This is a genomic window from Paraburkholderia sp. TE9906 (genome assembly GCF_056279605.1).
In genome coordinates, this window is sequence record NZ_JBWCCT010000009.1 from 54,785 (window position 1) to 70,166 (window position 15,382).

At 59.6% G+C, this 15,382-nt stretch carries 13 protein-coding genes and 2 pseudogenes; 4 read left to right on the plus strand and 11 right to left on the minus strand.

Annotated elements, in window-relative coordinates; all coding sequences use genetic code 11:
* Positions 1–51 precede the first annotated feature (51 nt).
* Positions 52–390, plus strand: a pseudogene (locus ACZ9H4_RS24185) (alpha/beta hydrolase); the annotation flags it as partial.
* Positions 391–741: 351 nt separating this feature from the next.
* Entirely contained in the window at positions 742–1,038 is a 297-nt protein-coding gene (locus ACZ9H4_RS24190; RefSeq protein WP_476121503.1) for an enoyl-CoA hydratase-related protein, read from the plus strand.
* An 85-nt stretch (positions 1,039–1,123) separates the two neighbouring features.
* On the opposite strand, the pseudogene ACZ9H4_RS24195 reads toward ACZ9H4_RS24190, so the two are convergent.
* Positions 1,124–1,417: pseudogene (locus ACZ9H4_RS24195) on the minus strand (SDR family oxidoreductase); the annotation flags it as partial.
* Between the two features lie 361 nt (positions 1,418–1,778).
* Here ACZ9H4_RS24195 and ACZ9H4_RS24200 point away from each other — a divergent pair.
* Positions 1,779–2,756 (plus strand): LysR family transcriptional regulator, encoded by a 978-nt coding sequence (locus ACZ9H4_RS24200; protein WP_476121298.1) that lies wholly within the window; start codon positions 1,779–1,781, stop codon positions 2,754–2,756.
* 83 nt (positions 2,757–2,839) lie between these two features.
* Here the strand turns inward: ACZ9H4_RS24200 and ACZ9H4_RS24205 are convergent, their stop codons facing one another.
* From ACZ9H4_RS24205 to ACZ9H4_RS24250, 10 genes are all read right to left on the minus strand, one after another.
* On the minus strand, positions 2,840–3,643 hold the full coding sequence (locus ACZ9H4_RS24205; protein ID WP_476121300.1) for an aldolase: 804 nt from the start codon (positions 3,641–3,643) through the stop codon (positions 2,840–2,842).
* A gap of 191 nt (positions 3,644–3,834) precedes the next feature.
* Positions 3,835–4,806, minus strand: coding sequence for an ornithine cyclodeaminase family protein (locus tag ACZ9H4_RS24210; protein WP_476121302.1), 972 nt, complete (start codon positions 4,804–4,806; stop codon positions 3,835–3,837).
* Positions 4,807–5,094: 288 nt separating this feature from the next.
* Positions 5,095–5,943 carry an ureidoglycolate lyase gene (locus ACZ9H4_RS24215; RefSeq protein WP_476121304.1) on the minus strand — a complete coding sequence of 283 codons (849 nt, stop codon included), beginning with the start codon at positions 5,941–5,943 and terminating at the stop codon, positions 5,095–5,097.
* 176 nt (positions 5,944–6,119) lie between these two features.
* Positions 6,120–6,878 (minus strand): amino acid ABC transporter ATP-binding protein, encoded by a 759-nt coding sequence (locus ACZ9H4_RS24220; RefSeq protein WP_476121306.1) that lies wholly within the window; start codon positions 6,876–6,878, stop codon positions 6,120–6,122.
* 69 nt (positions 6,879–6,947) lie between these two features.
* The gene (locus tag ACZ9H4_RS24225) at positions 6,948–8,084 is read right to left on the minus strand and encodes an amino acid ABC transporter permease (RefSeq protein ID WP_476121308.1); all 1,137 of its coding nucleotides are present in this window, start codon (positions 8,082–8,084) and stop codon (positions 6,948–6,950) included.
* Entirely contained in the window at positions 8,084–9,373 is a 1,290-nt protein-coding gene (locus ACZ9H4_RS24230; RefSeq protein ID WP_476121310.1) for an ABC transporter permease subunit, read from the minus strand. Before ACZ9H4_RS24230 ends, ACZ9H4_RS24225 begins: the two co-directional genes overlap by 1 nt.
* 64 nt (positions 9,374–9,437) lie before the next feature.
* Positions 9,438–10,499 (minus strand): transporter substrate-binding domain-containing protein, encoded by a 1,062-nt coding sequence (locus ACZ9H4_RS24235; protein WP_476121312.1) that lies wholly within the window; start codon positions 10,497–10,499, stop codon positions 9,438–9,440.
* A gap of 118 nt (positions 10,500–10,617) precedes the next feature.
* A complete protein-coding gene (locus ACZ9H4_RS24240; protein WP_476121505.1) occupies positions 10,618–11,703 on the minus strand; it encodes an alanine racemase in 1,086 nt (361 codons plus the stop codon).
* 156 nt (positions 11,704–11,859) lie between these two features.
* A complete protein-coding gene (locus tag ACZ9H4_RS24245) occupies positions 11,860–13,290 on the minus strand; it encodes an aldehyde dehydrogenase family protein (RefSeq protein WP_476121314.1) in 1,431 nt (476 codons plus the stop codon).
* 617 nt (positions 13,291–13,907) lie between these two features.
* Entirely contained in the window at positions 13,908–14,627 is a 720-nt protein-coding gene (locus ACZ9H4_RS24250) for an IS6 family transposase (RefSeq protein WP_476121316.1), read from the minus strand.
* 56 nt (positions 14,628–14,683) lie between these two features.
* Here ACZ9H4_RS24250 and ACZ9H4_RS24255 point away from each other — a divergent pair, with 56 nt between their 5' ends.
* Positions 14,684–15,271, plus strand: coding sequence for a DUF6602 domain-containing protein (locus ACZ9H4_RS24255; protein ID WP_476121318.1), 588 nt, complete (start codon positions 14,684–14,686; stop codon positions 15,269–15,271).
* The last annotated feature ends 111 nt before the right edge of the window (positions 15,272–15,382 follow it).

Genomic DNA, 15,382 nt, shown 5'->3' on the forward strand with positions numbered 1-15,382 from the left:
CTTTAATGGCATCGCTGAGCCGGGGATTCCACGCGGACAGTCGCCAGCCGGGATCCGGCGCTGACCCGCGCCGGACTGCTCGACGTAACCAAGGTCTATATGCACGGCGTCGACCCGAGCAGCCCCGATGCGTCACCGCTGTTCGCAGATCTGCGTGGCCTGCCGCCTCTGTTGTTGCAAGTCGGCTCGCGCGAAATTCCGCTTGATGACAGTCTGCGCATTGCACGCGTGGCTGCACTGGACGATGTCGCTGTGTCGGTCGAGATCTGGCCCGGCATGGTTCACCAATGGCAACTGTTTCCGAGCGTCGTCCCGGACGCTCGGCGGGCACTAAAGGATTGCGCGACATTCATTGATGCACACATGGGGCGATCAGGGACGGCGCAATAACCATTGCCCGCATGAGCGTTGCGGGTAGCGACGCTCACACGCGACGCCACGAACAACTGGTCATCTTCAATTACGCCGTGGGTTAGGAAGATCTAACAGAATGATTTCTGGAGCCATCGCTGGCCAAAGCCACTTCTGGAAGTCAGACGAAACGCAGAACTGATGTGGGCTTTAATCTGGTGTTTATCGGTAGAAATTGTGCCGCGTATGAATTCGTTTCCAACTCAGTTTTAGATAGAGCGGTATAGCAATGATCCATCAATATGCTCGTAACACTCGGCTCAAGTTCTATCGTCCGCATCCGAGGGTCTTGCGGATCACCTTGGCGTCGCCGCTGAAGGACATCTGAAGATTGGCATCGCTTCGGGTGATCATGCGGCAATCATCTGGCCGCTTCTGTGCGGCATGGGAAAGGCGAAGTACTATCTGCTAACCGCGGATCACTTTACCGGTGAAGAGACAGAGCGAACGAATCTGGTCTCAATGGCTGTTGAAGACTCAGATGTCGAATCAAAGGCAGTCGATGTTGCGTCGCGCCTGGCAGAATGGACTCCTCGAGCCATCCGGTGGACCAAGCAATCGCTCCACTCCTGGTTGCGACAGGTGGGGCGCAAGCCCGAATCGCTCGGCTCTTGCGAATGCCGGTAATGACCATCTGCACCTTCTGCTGCCGCAAACATCAGTGCCAGCATACGCGCCTCTCTCAGCCCGACTCATACGAAAACGAAGCGCTTCAGTGCGTGAGCGCCGCATATTCAGCCGCGTCTATACCACGCGACTGATGAGGGAAAGCCGCGAGCTCCCAAATCATCAAGTATGTAGGGCGTAACATTGCCCGGCCTTGCGGCTGTGGTGCTTCCCGCGAGAATGCACCTAAAGCGCTGCATTGCCGGCGAAGATTTCCATCGACATCGATCGATGTCCCGCGCACATAGCTCGCCAGAGCTGAAGCGAGAAAACACGCGACGTTGGCGAACTCCTCCGCGCGCCCCACTCTCCCGAACGGCACGTTGTGCCCCATGTCCTCGGGACAAGCGTCGTACGTGTCGCTGGCCGACTACGTAATCATGGCGACGCGCCCACTGAGATCCCCTTTCAATGCACGTCTCCATCATTAGTTATTTTGCGCTGGTCGGCGGCCAGTTCCACGGATGCAGTGCAGGCGGATGACGTCATTGGGGGCTGCGATGAAAAAGGGGCACTATTATCTCGTGCCGCGCCATTCGACACCTCGTGTGTAACGCTTATTTGAACCGCGCCGTCCGTGTTACCTCAGGTCCGCACTTTTTGAACCACGCCGAATCTCTCACTTGAGGCGTCAAAAAGTAATGGCGATCAAAAATGCCACGGACTAACATCCCCTGATCGTCACGCTCACGCTCAAGTCAATGATCTCGACCGAGGACTTACGTTTTTTTATCACGCTCGCGAGCGCTGCGTCGCTGGCGGATGCTGCACGTAACCTCGATGTCACGCCGCCCGCCGTTACGCAGCGACTTCGTCTTCTGGAAACCCGGTTGGGCATGCGGTTAATCGACCGGTCGGGCCGACGCATGGTGCTCACCGATGAGGGCGAGTTGCTTGCCGTCCACGCGCGGCGGATTTGCGAGGACATCGGCAATTTGTCGGACGCGCTGGCGGCGCGACGTGGCACGGTGGCCGGACATCTGCGTGTGATCGCGCCGCTCGGATTCGGGCAGCGTTACGTCGCGCCTGCCATCGCGCTCTTTCGCGGTCTCTATCCGGAAGTGAGCGCAAGCCTCGTGCTGTCCGATCGCCCCGCGCGCGTTTCGAACGACATGTGGGACCTGATGGTCCATATCGGCGATTTACGCGATTCGTCCCTCGTTAGCCGGTACCTGGCTCCTAATCGGCGCATCCTCTGCGCGGCGCCGAGCTATCTCGCGCGGCGCGGTGAGCCGCGGCGTCCGGAGGAATTACTCACGCATGACTGCATCGCGCTGCGAGAAAACGATGAAGATGTAACGATGTGGCGTTTCACGCCAAAGAACCATGGAGTGCCGGCGAACATCAGAATCGAGCCGGCGCTGACGAGCAATGACGGAGGTACCGTGCGCGACTGGGCAATTGCGGGCCTCGGCATCATTTCGCGTTCCGAGTGGGACGTCGCCGAACATCTGCACGAGGGCCGGCTCGTCCCGCTGCTCCAGGCATGGACGCAGCCGGACGCAGATATCGTCGCACTAATCAGCTCCCGGCATGGACGCTCGATGCGCGTTACGCGTTTTCTGGACCTTCTCCAGGCGTCGACGTTGCAACAACCCTGGTTACCGCGCGGTGACAGCGAACAATCCCGGCGTGGCAAGAGCGGTCAGGGCTCAGGTGCCGCTGTGCTGCCAGGTTGATGACTCCGGCGAGTGCCGCCTGACCGGCATGTGGCCGGCATCGCGCGTGGTGACACCGTGCTGATCAAACGCACTGATGCACCTTAATCGCGGTAGTCGGATCCCAGCTTGTCCAGTCTGCGTTTTACGCTGTCGAGATGTTGCTGGCTGGCTTCGTCGGCGACGGACTCCATTTGCTCGAAGGTCAATCGCGCGATCTCCGGATTGACCGGCTTTAGTGGAACGCCCGTTGAAAGCGCCATCCGTTCGACTTCGCAGACTCGTTCGAGATAGTAAAGGTCGTCCCATGCACGCGCGATGCTTCGAGCAACGACCATGACACCGTGGTTCTTCAGAAAGATCACATCTGCGCTTCCCAGCGCGGCAGCAATGCGATCGCCTTCACTGCTGTCAAACGCAAGGCCGCCGAAGTGTTCATCCACTGCGAGCCGGCCATAGAACTTCAGTGATGTCTGGCCGGCCCATCTCAACGGAGGGCCCTCCAGCATCGACAGTGCAGTTGCGTTCGGCATATGGGTATGAAAGCATGCAATGGCATGGGGATGGCGCATATGCACCCGTGCGTGAATATGAAAGGCCGTGCTTTCAGGTATTCCTTTTCCAGCGAGAACGTTACCGTCAAAATCACAGATCAGCAGGCTGGAGGCGGTGATTTCATCGAATGCGTAGCCGAGTGGATTGACCAGGAAGAGCGTCGCATGTCCCGGCACCAGCGCGGAGAAGTGGTTACAGATGCCTTCATGAAGGCCGAGTAGCGACGCCATGCGAAAGCACGCTGCGAGATCGATACGGGCCTGCTGAATGGCTGGAGTATTCAGTTCATCAGCCGTTAGGCTTGAGCTTGAACTCGTACTAGTCATTGAGGGCGGGGAAGTGAAATCGTTCATGCTCTCTATCTGGAGGTCTCACTTTTGGCGGGCACGTGGTTGAGCGACACGCAGGCGCAACCACGTTGGGCAACCCTTCGACGTACCGGTCCTTTAGAAACTGATTGGTCGGGATTGTACGGTCGTTAGCCCGGTACCCCTCAACGATCTGCGGAGTCGGGGCTGATCTAGCGGCCGGCGAACCGATGATACTACCAGGGCCATGCCAGCGAGGTCGCCGTACCCGTTTCGCAGGCACGCTCGTGAAGCAACCGCGCGACCGTCAGATCCTGCAGAGCGATACCAGTCATGTCGAACAGGGTGATGTCGTCAGGTTGCCGGTCTATCCGGACCTCGCCCGTGATCAGATCGCCGATCTCGATGCATGCCGTGTCGGGCGCCCATTGCGTTTCGCCGATTTCGCGCGCTTGGATCCGATCGTCGACAAAGAGGTGGCCACGCGCTAGCAAACCTTCCGGCAGTTCACGTTTGCCCTTGGTGTCCGCGCCGACGCAGTTGAGGTGAGTGCCGGGTTGCACTGCCTGCGCGTCGAACAGTGGCCCCTTGCCTGGAGTCGCAGTGACCACCACATCGCTGTCAGCCACCGCGGCGTTACCGTCGGTCGAATGCAAGACTTCGCAGTGCCCGGCGAACTGCGCTTCAAACGAAACGTCGCGCTCACCGTCCACGGTGACATAGCGAACGCAGGAAAGCTGTTCTAGCGCACGCAAGGCGAACCTGACCTGCACTTGCGCCTGTACTCCAGTACCAAACACACACAGACGAGTGCTGTTCGCACGCGCGAGGAGGGTCAAACCCAAGCCTCCGGCAGCGCCCGTGCGCATGGTCGTGATTGCATTACCGTCGATGACGCACACAGGGCGGCCGGTTTTGGGGTCGATCAACAGGATGGTGGCCTGGTGCGGTTCACCACCCACGCTGCGGTTCGCCGGCCAGAACCCCGCAGCCTTGAATCCGAGCAGACCTTGCGACTGTATGTCGCCCGATTTGATTCCGAATACGCCGCCCGTCACGAGCGGCTCCCGGACCACCGGAAAGACGCGACCTTCGCCCTGACTGTGCAGAGCGAACGCCTCGCGTACCGCTTCAACTACATCGTCAGCCTTTAACAAGGCCTCGACCTGATGTTTGTCGAGAAGAATAAGCGTGGCATCATTTCGCATTGCGGTGAACCTTTGTTAGTGAATAGTCCAATTTTGCGGATCATTCGGATCTGCAATGACCAACGCATATCAACGGGAGAGTCAGAGCCTCGAACGCCCCTCTGTTTGACCTCACGCATGTGCCGGCGAAGAATGCCTGCCCCGATGGGGTTGCCCGACCGCGAAGCCGCGCATAGCCATGCGGGACCTTTCATCGATCGATCTTCATTCCCGGTGTCACTCTAACTGGCGTACGGTGATTCGGCGTGTTCGAGCGCGAGCCGTTAAATACAGACCGCCAGAGCAGCGTCACCCGGCCGCGTATGCAGTCTGGCGTTGCTCTCCGAGGCCCTCGATGCCAAGGCGAATCGTCTGACCTGCCGTCAGGTAGATCGGCGACGGCTTTACACCCATTCCAACTCCTGGCGGCGTGCCGGTGGAGATTACATCACCCGGTTGCAGACTCATGCACTGGGACAGATACGACACCAGCTTCGCGACACTAAACACCATAGTGCGCGTGTTGCCACTCTGGTAGCGATGGCCGTCGACTTCGAGCCACAAATCGAGTGCCTGCGGATCAGCCACCTCTTCGCGTGTCACGAGCCAAGGGCCGATCGGACCGAACGTATCGCAGCCCTTGCCCTTATCCCAAGTACCACCGCGTTCAGTCTGCCATTCCCGCTCCGAAAGGTCGTTGATGACGCAGTACCCCGCTACGTACGCCAGCGCATCCGTTTCGTCGACGTACTTGCAAGGCTTGCCGATGACGACTCCGAGCTCAACCTCCCAGTCGGTCTTTTTTGAGCCACGCGGGATTTCGACGCCGTCATTCGGGCCACACACGGCGCTCGTCCACTTGTTGAAAACAATCGGCTCCGTGGGTACCGGCAGATTCGACTCAGCCGCGTGATCGACGTAGTTCAAGCCGATGCAGACAAACTTGCCGACGTTGCCGACGCACGGACCGATGCGCGGTTCGCCCTGCACGAGAGGCAACGACGCTGGATCGAGGGCGCGCAAACGAGCAAGTCCGGCCTCCGTCAGCACGTCACCAGCGACGTCGGAAATGACATCCGATAGATCGCGAATCTTGCCTTCGTGATCCAGCAAGCCCGGTTTTTCCTGACCTTTCAGCCCATAACGAAGCAGTTTCATCGCTGTATTTCCTAAGGTGTTCTATTGAAAAGTGAGCTTCTTTTAGTCGACCGATTACCTCGACCTCTCGCCGCGTGACGTATCAGCCGCTCTCATGTCGACGCTGGCCGTGTCAATATCACCCTCACGGTGCGCCGGCGGGACACGTTCTTGAATCGGGGAGCGTCGCTGCGGCATCAATGCTTGAGTACCCGTGACAGGAACAATCGCGTTCGCTCATGCGTGGGACTGTCGAAAATGACTGCCGGCTTGCCCTGTTCGAGCACTTTGCCGTGGTCCATGTAGATGACCCGGTCTGCCACCTCGCGCGCGAAGCCCATTTCATGGGTAACGATCATCATCGTCATCCCCGAACCGGCAAGCTCGCGCATCACTTCAAGAACCTCGCCTACCATTTCCGGGTCAAGTGCCGACGTCGGCTCGTCAAACAGCATGATCCGCGGCTCCATTGCCAGCGAACGGGCAATGGCGACCCGCTGCTGCTGTCCGCCGGAAAGCTGGGAGGGGTACTTGTCGACATGGTCGCGCAGGCCAACGCGCTCGAGGAACTTGCGGGCGATCGTTTCGGCGCGCGCACGTGGCCACCTGCGGACGCGGATCGGCGCAAGCATCACATTTTCCAGAACGGTCTTATGCGGAAAGAGGTTGAAGTGCTGGAACACCATGCCGACTTCCCTGCGGATACTGGCCAGTTCCGTCCTCGACGTTCCGAACCCATCCTCCGATGGCGCCAGTTCGATGCCATCGACAATCAGCCGACCGTCGCCAAAATTCTCCAGCCCATTGACGCAACGAATCAGGGTCGACTTGCCGGAGCCGCTCGCACCGATAATGACAACCACCTCGCCGCTCTGTACCTGCAGTTCTATGTCTTTCAATACGTGAAATGCGCCGTACGATTTGTTCAGCTTGTGCATTTGGACAATCGCGGACATATCCACTCCTTCGTCAAGAATATCTTCATCCGGCAAACGGGCCGGCCATCAATTTGTTCGACGCGCCGCTTAGCGCGCCCCTTCGCTCATCTTCAGTTCGATGCGGCGAGCCCCGTACGATATGAGCGAGCCGATCGCAAGGTAGGCTGCGAACAGAAAAGCGTAGACCTCATATTGCGAGCTGCTGTACTGCGGATTGGCGAGCACCGTCTGTCCTGCTTTCAGGAAATCGGTCAGGCCGATGATGAACAGCGCCGGTACGTTGTTGAACAGATCAAGCACGTTGCCGACGAGCGCCGGAATCACCGCCTTCAACGCCTGCGGAAGAACCACAATGAAGCTCTCGTCCAGCTTGCTGAAACCCAGTGACTGGGCTGCCTCCGACTGCCCACGCGGCACGCTCTGAATACCCGCACGGACATACTCGGCGGCGTAGGCCGCGTAGAACAGGACGAAACCCGCGATGCCCCGCGCCAGATCGGGAACGTGAACATCAGGCGGAAACACCAGCGGAATAATGATCCACGCCCAGTAGACGGTGCAGACGAGCGGCACGGAGCGCATCAATTCGATGTACCCTGAGCACGCCAGTCGCAGACTCGAGAACCGGCTATTTCTACCGAACGCCAGCAGGATGCCGGCCGGCAGGCTGAGCACGGTGGCAATCAACGTCACGAGGACACTCAGGAGCAGACCACCCCACCGGTCGACGCCGGCCGGAGCCAGCAACGCGCAGAGGATAGCCACGCCCAGGAGCCACAACAGGCCCATGCCATGACCGATCTGGGGCCAGCGGCTGGTAGCGGCGCAAGCTGAAATTGCGATGGCCAGGCAGCCGAACGCACCGGCGAGCCAATGCAGTTGCACTCCATAAGACACTGCGGCGGCCACCGCCAGAGCGGCTGCGATGACGACATAGCGCTTCCAGCGTTTTGTGATCAGCACGAGGCCTAGCGTCATGCCGAACAATGCACTCAGTCCGGCCCCAGCGACCAGCGCACGCCAGATCTGGTCGCCGGGGAACGTGCCGACCAGCAATACGGCCAGATTGTCGACCACGACCGACCAATGCGCCGCGAACAGGACCCAGCGCCCGGCAAGGATCGCGACATAGAGCGTCAGTGGAATCGACACGATAGAGAGCAGCGAACTGGCTGGGCTCGCAAACAGGTTATGCCGCGCCCAGCGACCGATCGTCATCGCCATTACCGTGCTCCTTTCTTCATGAGATGCCGGTTGTACAGATTCGCGATTGCGCTAATGGCAAAGCTGATCAGCATGTAGACCACCATGACGATGATGATGCCTTCCAGCGCCCGGCCGGTCTGGTTGGCGACCGTCCCATATACGCTGAACATATCGGGAAAACCGATCGCAATCGCAAAGGAGGTGCTCTTCGCCACGGTGACGTACAGGTTGCCGAGCGAAGGCAGAATGATGCGCACCGCTTGCGGCAAGACGACGACCCAGAGGGATTCGCGATGACCAAGACCTAATGCCGCGGCGGCTTCCCACTGCCCTTTGTCGATCGATTGCACCGCGCCGCGGACCACTTCAGCCACATACGCGGCGAAGTTCACGCCGAGTGCGATGATCAGGCTGGCCATCTCCGGAGAGAAGCCTGCCCCGCCCGACACTGAAAAGGCGCTGGCCTGCGGCATGTCGATGCTGAACGGCCGTCCGGCAAAGAGCAGACCCAGCACCAGCAGTCCGGCACCGGCTGCAAACGCCACGCGACGCTGGCCCGGTGTGCGAACCAGCATACCAATCACGAACACGGTCACTGCGATGCCTGCGAACAACGCATAGTGGGATGCAGCCGGCGTCTCGACTAGCCACGGGACAAACACACCTTGCCGGCTCGCGATCAAGGCGCCATGCAACAGCGACGCATCCCGCAGATTCGGCAGTTGCACGAGCACAGCGAAATACCAGAAGATGAGTTGGATGAGCAGCGGCGTATTGCGGATGAGTTCGACAAACGCCCACGCCCAGTTTTTGACAACCCAGTTCTTCGACATCCGCCCAACGCCGACAATCACGCCAACCACAGTAGCAAGCACGATCGAGATGAGCGAGACGACGAGCGTGTTATATAGACCCGCAATCAGCGCCTGAGCGTAGGTCTGCTGGGAATCGAACGGCACCAGCGACAGGCCGTGCGGCCCCCTGGCGATCGTCAGGCCTTCACTGAGATTGAATCCCGCGGGCTGCGCGAGAAAGTCGAGGCTAAAACCGATGCCATGGCGTTTAAGACCTGCCCATACTATGGCCATGAAGGCCAATACGGCCGCGACGATGGCCGCAAGGATCAGCGTCTGGATCGCCGCTGCCTGGGTGCGAGCCAGGTTCCGCCGCTTCAACTCCGGTCGTGAAGCGGGCAAAGGAGAACGTCCGACCGGTCTGTTTTCCGTGCTGGACAGCTTTACTTGCGACACGGTTCCATCTCCACTGACGTCAGAACTTCCGCGGTCGGACAGTTCATCTGGTTTCATATCCGTACTCCGCTGAAGACGGCGGCAGGTTGCCCACCGCTGTCTTCAGAGCGACTTGCGCTACTTAATACCAGGGCGGCGAATACATCATGCCGCCTTCGTTCCACGCCGCGTTCAGAGAACCCTTGCGTTCGATCGAATAGGGTGTCTTAGGGCCAATGTTGCGGTTGTAGATATCGCCATAATTGCCGACGGCCGCGATGACCTTCTGCACAAAGTCACTCTGCAGGCCGAAGTCCTTGCCGAGCGTACCGTTCACGCCGAGGAATTTTTGCAGGTACGGATCGGTGGTCTTCACGAAGGTCGCGAGATTAGCCGACGTGATGCCATGCTCTTCCGCTTCGAAGGTCGAATACACAACCCACGTCAATGCAGCGTGCCAGCGAGGATCGTCCTGCGATACGAATCCAGCGAGCGGTGATTTGTCGAACGCTTCAGGGAGAATCTCGAAAGCAGCCGGATTGCTCGCATTGCCGCGCCAGCCAGCCAAGGCGGACTTGTCTGTCACCATCGCATCGCAACGGCCGGAATTCAGGGCGTCAAACAGCTTGTTGGTGTCCTGATACGTCAGCGCCTTGGTCGATGCTTTCCAGTTGTGAGCCTTGAAATAGCCGGCCAGCATCTGTTCCGTTTCCGAACCCTGGGTTGTGCAGAACGTTGCGCCATTGAGATCGCTAATGTGCTTGACCTTCATTGCGGTCTTGACGAGAACGCCAGTGCCGTCATAAAAGTTGGTGGGCAAGAACGAAATGCTGAGCGCCGACGTCTCACGCGTCGGAGTGACCGTGCTATGGGCGAACACCACGTCGGCCTGTCCGGTGCGAAGCGCGTTGAAGCGGCTCCGGTCCGTGACGATCACGTACTGGACCTTCGTCGGATCACCGAGCACAGCGGCAGCGGTCGCCTTGCACAGGTCGACATCCATCCCTTCCATCTTGCCGGTCTTCGTATTCAGATAGCCGAAGCCCGGTGTCGCATTGTCCGTGCCACACAACAGCGTGCCGCGCTTGACGACCGTGCTCAGGTGATCTTCATCGGCGTGAGCCGCTGACATTCCCAGACTCAACGCAGCGCAACTCACCGCTAGCAACGCGAAGCGACGTCCCGCATCAAAGCGAATCTTCATGACACTTCTCCAGCCCGGAAAGATGACGTCGGCCCGCCTGTCCCGGGCACCATCGGCGCGACGCAAAAAATTAACCCGCTATCAATATTCGATTCGCGTTCCAATCGAGCGCGACCCCTCACCAGCCCCGGAAGCGTGGCCACTGCGCTGCGATTTTCCGTGAGCCCGTCCGAATCAGCTCGTAGTTGGCGTGCTGGGCCGCGGTCGCGCAGGCGTGATTCGGGAGGATTCGCACCAGCGAACCAATTGGCAACTCAGGCAACGACGCCCCGCTACCGCTTCGTACGGCGATAATCCCCTGCTCCTGATTCGCCTGGACCATGATCAGATCCGGGTGGGGCACGCCGTCGACACTGCACACGACGCCATAACCCTGGTCGATGCGCTGCGACGCCGTACCGCGATCGCGCGACATCGCCATCCACCCCGCATCGACGAGAATCCATCCCTTGCTGGCCTGGTGACCGATGACGGTGGCCAGCACGCTTACCGCGATGTCGTCGACCGCGCAAACCTGAAGACCCGCCATCACAAGATCGAAGAAGACGAACACACCCGCACGCACTTCCGTGACCCCCGTCAAGTCGGCCGCGAAATGAGCGGTAGGCGTCGAGCCCACGCTAACGACAGGAGCTGGCAATCCCGCCGCGCGCAGCACCGTTGCGCAACCGACTGCGGCAGCGCGTTCGCGCTCGGCGATCGCGACGATCTCTTCGATGCTCCTGCACGAGTACGATTCCCCCGCATGCGTCATGACGCCACGCAATTCGGCGCCGCCCTCATGCAGCGTGTTTCCGATCGCCAGCAGGTTGGCCGTGTCCTCTAACCGCACGCCGGCGCGATGACCGTCCGAGTCGATCTCGATCAACGAGGGAATACGGTCATTCGTACGGCGCGAATGCTCGGCCACCGCACGCGCGGCGTCGATGTTATCCACCACGACCGACAGGTCGACGCCTTGCCGGCGCAACGCTGTCACGCGCTCGAGCTTGCTGGGCGCTACGCCTACACCGTAGAGGATGTCGCGCACGCCGCCGGCGGCAAATTGCTCCGCTTCCAGCAGGGTTGAAACCGTAGCCGGTCCGCCCGGAGAATCCATCACGCGGCGTGCCACTTCGATCGATTTCGGCGTCTTCAGGTGCGGGCGCAACGTGACGCCGCGTTCCGCGAGACGTGCTCGCAGACGCGTGATGTTGCGCATCATGCGGCTCTCGTCGAGCAGCAACGCGGGGGTGGACAAGCACTCGATTGAAGCAGACGTTGCTGTGCGCGATTCGGTGTTGCTGCCCGGCTCACCCGGGTCCGTTGATACTCGTATGGTGCTTGGCATATATCCGACTTTGGAATGGGTTGCGGGTCCTTACAGCGCGACGACGCCGGTCTTGATCTGCGCGAAACTGCGCAGTCCTTCCGCGCCTTTCTCGCGGCCATAGCCCGAGCGCTTGAAGCCGCCGAACGGCAGTTCAACGCCGCCCGAAGCACCGTAGGTGTTGACGAAGACCTGTCCGGCCAACACCTCGCGAATCATTCTGTGAGCCGTGCTCAGATCGCGCGTCCACACGCCTGCCACCAGACCGTAGTCCGTGCCATTGGCGAACTGCACCGCCTCGTCGATGTCGCGGAACCGCGTCACCGCCAGCACCGGGCCGAAAACTTCTTCCTGGCCCAGCGGGCTATCGGGGTGGACATCGTCGATCAAGGTCGGCTGCAGGAAGAAGCCCTCTCCGAACACGCCGCCATTCAGCGCGTTGCCGCCGGCGACGATCTTCGCGCCGTTGCCGCGCGCCTGCTCGAGGAACGACAGGACGCGGCTCCGCTGCACCTGCGAAATGAGCGGCCCGAGCGCCAGGTCGCTCAGCGCAGGGCCGATTGTCACGTTGTCAAAGGCCTGCTTTATGCGCTCCACCAGAACGTCGTGCACGCTTTCGTGGACCAGCAGGCGCGACCCGGCCGAGCATGTCTGGCCGGCCATCTGAAGAATGGCGTTGACCACGCCCGGCACGGTGCGATCCATGTCGGCATCGGCGAACACGATGTTGGGCGACTTGCCGCCCAGCTCCAGCGTCACGGGAATCACACGATTGGCGGCTGCGTGAGCAATCAGGCGACCCACTTCGACCGATCCGGTGAACGAGATATGGTCGATGTCGTGATGGCCCGTCAACGCCGCACCTGCCGTCTCGCCATAGCCCGTCACCACGTTCAGTGCGCCGGCGGGCAAGCCCGCTTCGAGGGCTAGCAAGGCCAGTTGGACGGCGGTCAACGGTGCTTCTTCAGCGGGCTTCAGGACACAGCAGTTGCCCATCGCCAGCGCCGGTGCGATGGTGCGCGCGAAGATCTGCATGGGGTAGTTCCATGGAATCACGTGCGCCGTGACTCCGTGCGGCTCCCATTGCGTAAAAATCATCGTATCGGCGTTCAGAGGAATCGACGATCCGTAGTGTGTTTCGACTGCGCTCGCGTAGAAGTCGAAATACCGCGCAGTGAGTTCAGCATCACGCCGCGCTTGCCGCAAAGGCTTGCCCGTCTGCAGCGCTTCAAGATGGCCCAGTTCATCCCGGTCACGTTCGATCAGTTGCGCGAAGCGTCGCAAGATCCGCGCGCGGTCAGCGACCGCCACCTTGCGCCACTGATGCGACGCGCCCCGTGCCGCGGTAACAGCAAGGTCGATTTCCGCAGGACCACAGTCCGGCGTCTCGGCGATGACTTCGCCACTGGATGGATCCAACACCGCGACGGTGTTGCGTGTCTGAAAGGATTCACCGTTGATGACTGCGCCTACCTGCTTCATTGCTTGACTCCTTGATCAATCGTGGATGGATCATCATCGATAGGTAGAGACCCATCCCTGGAAATTCGCCGGGGCTTGCTGTGCCTGCGAGCACGCAACGGCATACGACGGGACGAAGTGTCTCGAATCAAAATAGCGAGGGGGTTAACGCCGCTTGACTTCACCGTTAACACACGCGTTAACACGCTGGTGGTATCGGACACGTAGCGCGGAGGTGGGCTCCGCCCGGTAGGCCGGCATTCCCCAATCCTGTGCTCGGGCGCACCGTTCTGGGTTCTGTTGCAGTAAGCCGATCGGGGCACACCGCCCGGCTTGCCGAATATGTTCCGTCGATGCACGAGCGCAGCATCTCGCTGAGGACCTTCGGACATTTGCTCGGCGGTTCGAACGCGACGTCGCGGCAAGCGGCTCGGCAAAGGGCCGCCTGAAGCGATGACGGTAGAAGATCACGCGCAATGGCTGACGCTACCGAGACGCGGTCCGCTTCAGCCGCGGCGAAATTGGTCACCCGAGGTCACAGACCTTTACGTGATTCGCATTCCATGCCGATCCTGCCTAAAACGGATCTGGTGCAAAATTGTCGGTCTGAACGATGTTATATCTATATATAGGATATCTTATTGAATCGAAAGTACTGCATTCCAGGTAGTGGATACAGCCGTATCTTTGAGTCGCAAGCTGGCAAGCCCAAATTGTCCCTTGCGAATGCGATGCATCAACTCGATGCCGGCAATCGTGGGCGCGGCGCTCCTGAACCGTTTGAAGCCGAGCATCACGTTCGTTCTGGACTTGATGTTGCGATGGTCCTGCTCGATCAGATTGTTCAGGTACTTCGAGGACCGAACCTTCGTGTCTTCCGGCAGCAGACCATCGGCTTTCATCTCACGTACCGCCCGGTGTGAGGCGGCATACCCGTCGAGCGTGATCGTCTCCGGTGGCTGGCCCTGATGCCGGATGGCCTTGCTAAAAAAGGCTTTTGCCGCAGCCACGTCGCGCTTTGCCCTGAGCGTGAAGTCCACCGTCTGGCCGGCCCGATCCACCGCCCGGTACAGATAAACCCATTTGCCGCGAATCCTCAGATAGGTTTCGTCAACGCGCCATGACCGCCCTGCCGGTATGGCAAAGCGATTCCAGCGCTTCACGAACTCCGGTGTAAATCGCTTCACCCAACGCATGATCGTCGTGTGCGCCAGCGACAAACCCCTTTCGGCCATCATCTCGACGAGATCGCGCAGGCTGAGCTTGTAGCGCAGATACCAGCGCACACAAAGAATGATCACGTCACGGTCAAAGTGACGGCCGGCGAATAGCCCGTCCAGACCCTCAAGCTTGCTCATCGCGGCTCCTCGAATCGATCAGATCGACACTCTAACCGATTCGTTGATCGCGCTATTTGCACCACAGCCAGCGATACCAAGCCGCGAAAGCGCATGTCGTTGATAGCCAGGGCACATTCAGTCAGCAGATGGATGTGGTCGTCTTCGACAGACAGTACTCGCCCTTCATCTTCAAGTACGAGGGCGAAACGATCGTTCCAGCGGAAAGCGTTTATGCTGTGTTTGAGGCGAAGCAAACCGCCAATGCGACACTCGTAGACTACGCCCAGAAGAAGGTAGCGAGCGTGCGCCAACTGCATCGAACGAGCCTCCCTATTCCTCACGCTGGTGGAACGTATCCGGCCAAACCACTGATTCCGATTCTGGGCGGCCTCCTTGCGTTTGAGAGCGACTGGACCCCTGCACTTGGCAAACCGTTGAATAAGGCGCTGCACAACGACTTGGGCGAAGGTAGGCTGGATATCGGCTGCGTCGCCTCGCATGGGCACTTCTTCTTTGACGGGACCACGTCCGACTATCAGTTCATTGAAGAAGGCAAACCCGCCACCGCGTTTCTTTTCAAATTGATAGCGACGCTTCAATTTAGCGGCACTGTGCCAATGATCGACATCGAAGCCTACGCCAAGTGGCTAACCAAACCTTAACTTGCCGTTAAACCTTGGCCGGTTCAATTAATACACCATAGTTTAAGAAACCTAAAGGTCCAGAACAGCGGAAGTATCTTCTGGAGCAAAGTGCATCATAAACGCGCAATC

Coding starts and splice junctions, on each gene's coding strand:
- ACZ9H4_RS24250 (WP_476121316.1), bottom strand. CDS start 14,627: ATGAGCAAGCTTGAGGGTCTGGACGGGCTATTCGCCGGCCGTCACTTT.
- ACZ9H4_RS24230 (WP_476121310.1), bottom strand. CDS start 9,373: ATGAAACCAGATGAACTGTCCGACCGCGGAAGTTCTGACGTCAGTGGA.
- ACZ9H4_RS24225 (WP_476121308.1), bottom strand. CDS start 8,084: ATGGCGATGACGATCGGTCGCTGGGCGCGGCATAACCTGTTTGCGAGC.
- ACZ9H4_RS24245 (WP_476121314.1), bottom strand. CDS start 13,290: ATGAAGCAGGTAGGCGCAGTCATCAACGGTGAATCCTTTCAGACACGC.
- ACZ9H4_RS24220 (WP_476121306.1), bottom strand. CDS start 6,878: ATGTCCGCGATTGTCCAAATGCACAAGCTGAACAAATCGTACGGCGCA.
- ACZ9H4_RS24215 (WP_476121304.1), bottom strand. CDS start 5,943: ATGAAACTGCTTCGTTATGGGCTGAAAGGTCAGGAAAAACCGGGCTTG.
- ACZ9H4_RS24200 (WP_476121298.1), top strand. CDS start 1,779: ATGATCTCGACCGAGGACTTACGTTTTTTTATCACGCTCGCGAGCGCT.
- ACZ9H4_RS24210 (WP_476121302.1), bottom strand. CDS start 4,806: ATGCGAAATGATGCCACGCTTATTCTTCTCGACAAACATCAGGTCGAG.
- ACZ9H4_RS24235 (WP_476121312.1), bottom strand. CDS start 10,499: ATGAAGATTCGCTTTGATGCGGGACGTCGCTTCGCGTTGCTAGCGGTG.
- ACZ9H4_RS24240 (WP_476121505.1), bottom strand. CDS start 11,703: ATGATGCGCAACATCACGCGTCTGCGAGCACGTCTCGCGGAACGCGGC.
- ACZ9H4_RS24205 (WP_476121300.1), bottom strand. CDS start 3,643: ATGAACGATTTCACTTCCCCGCCCTCAATGACTAGTACGAGTTCAAGC.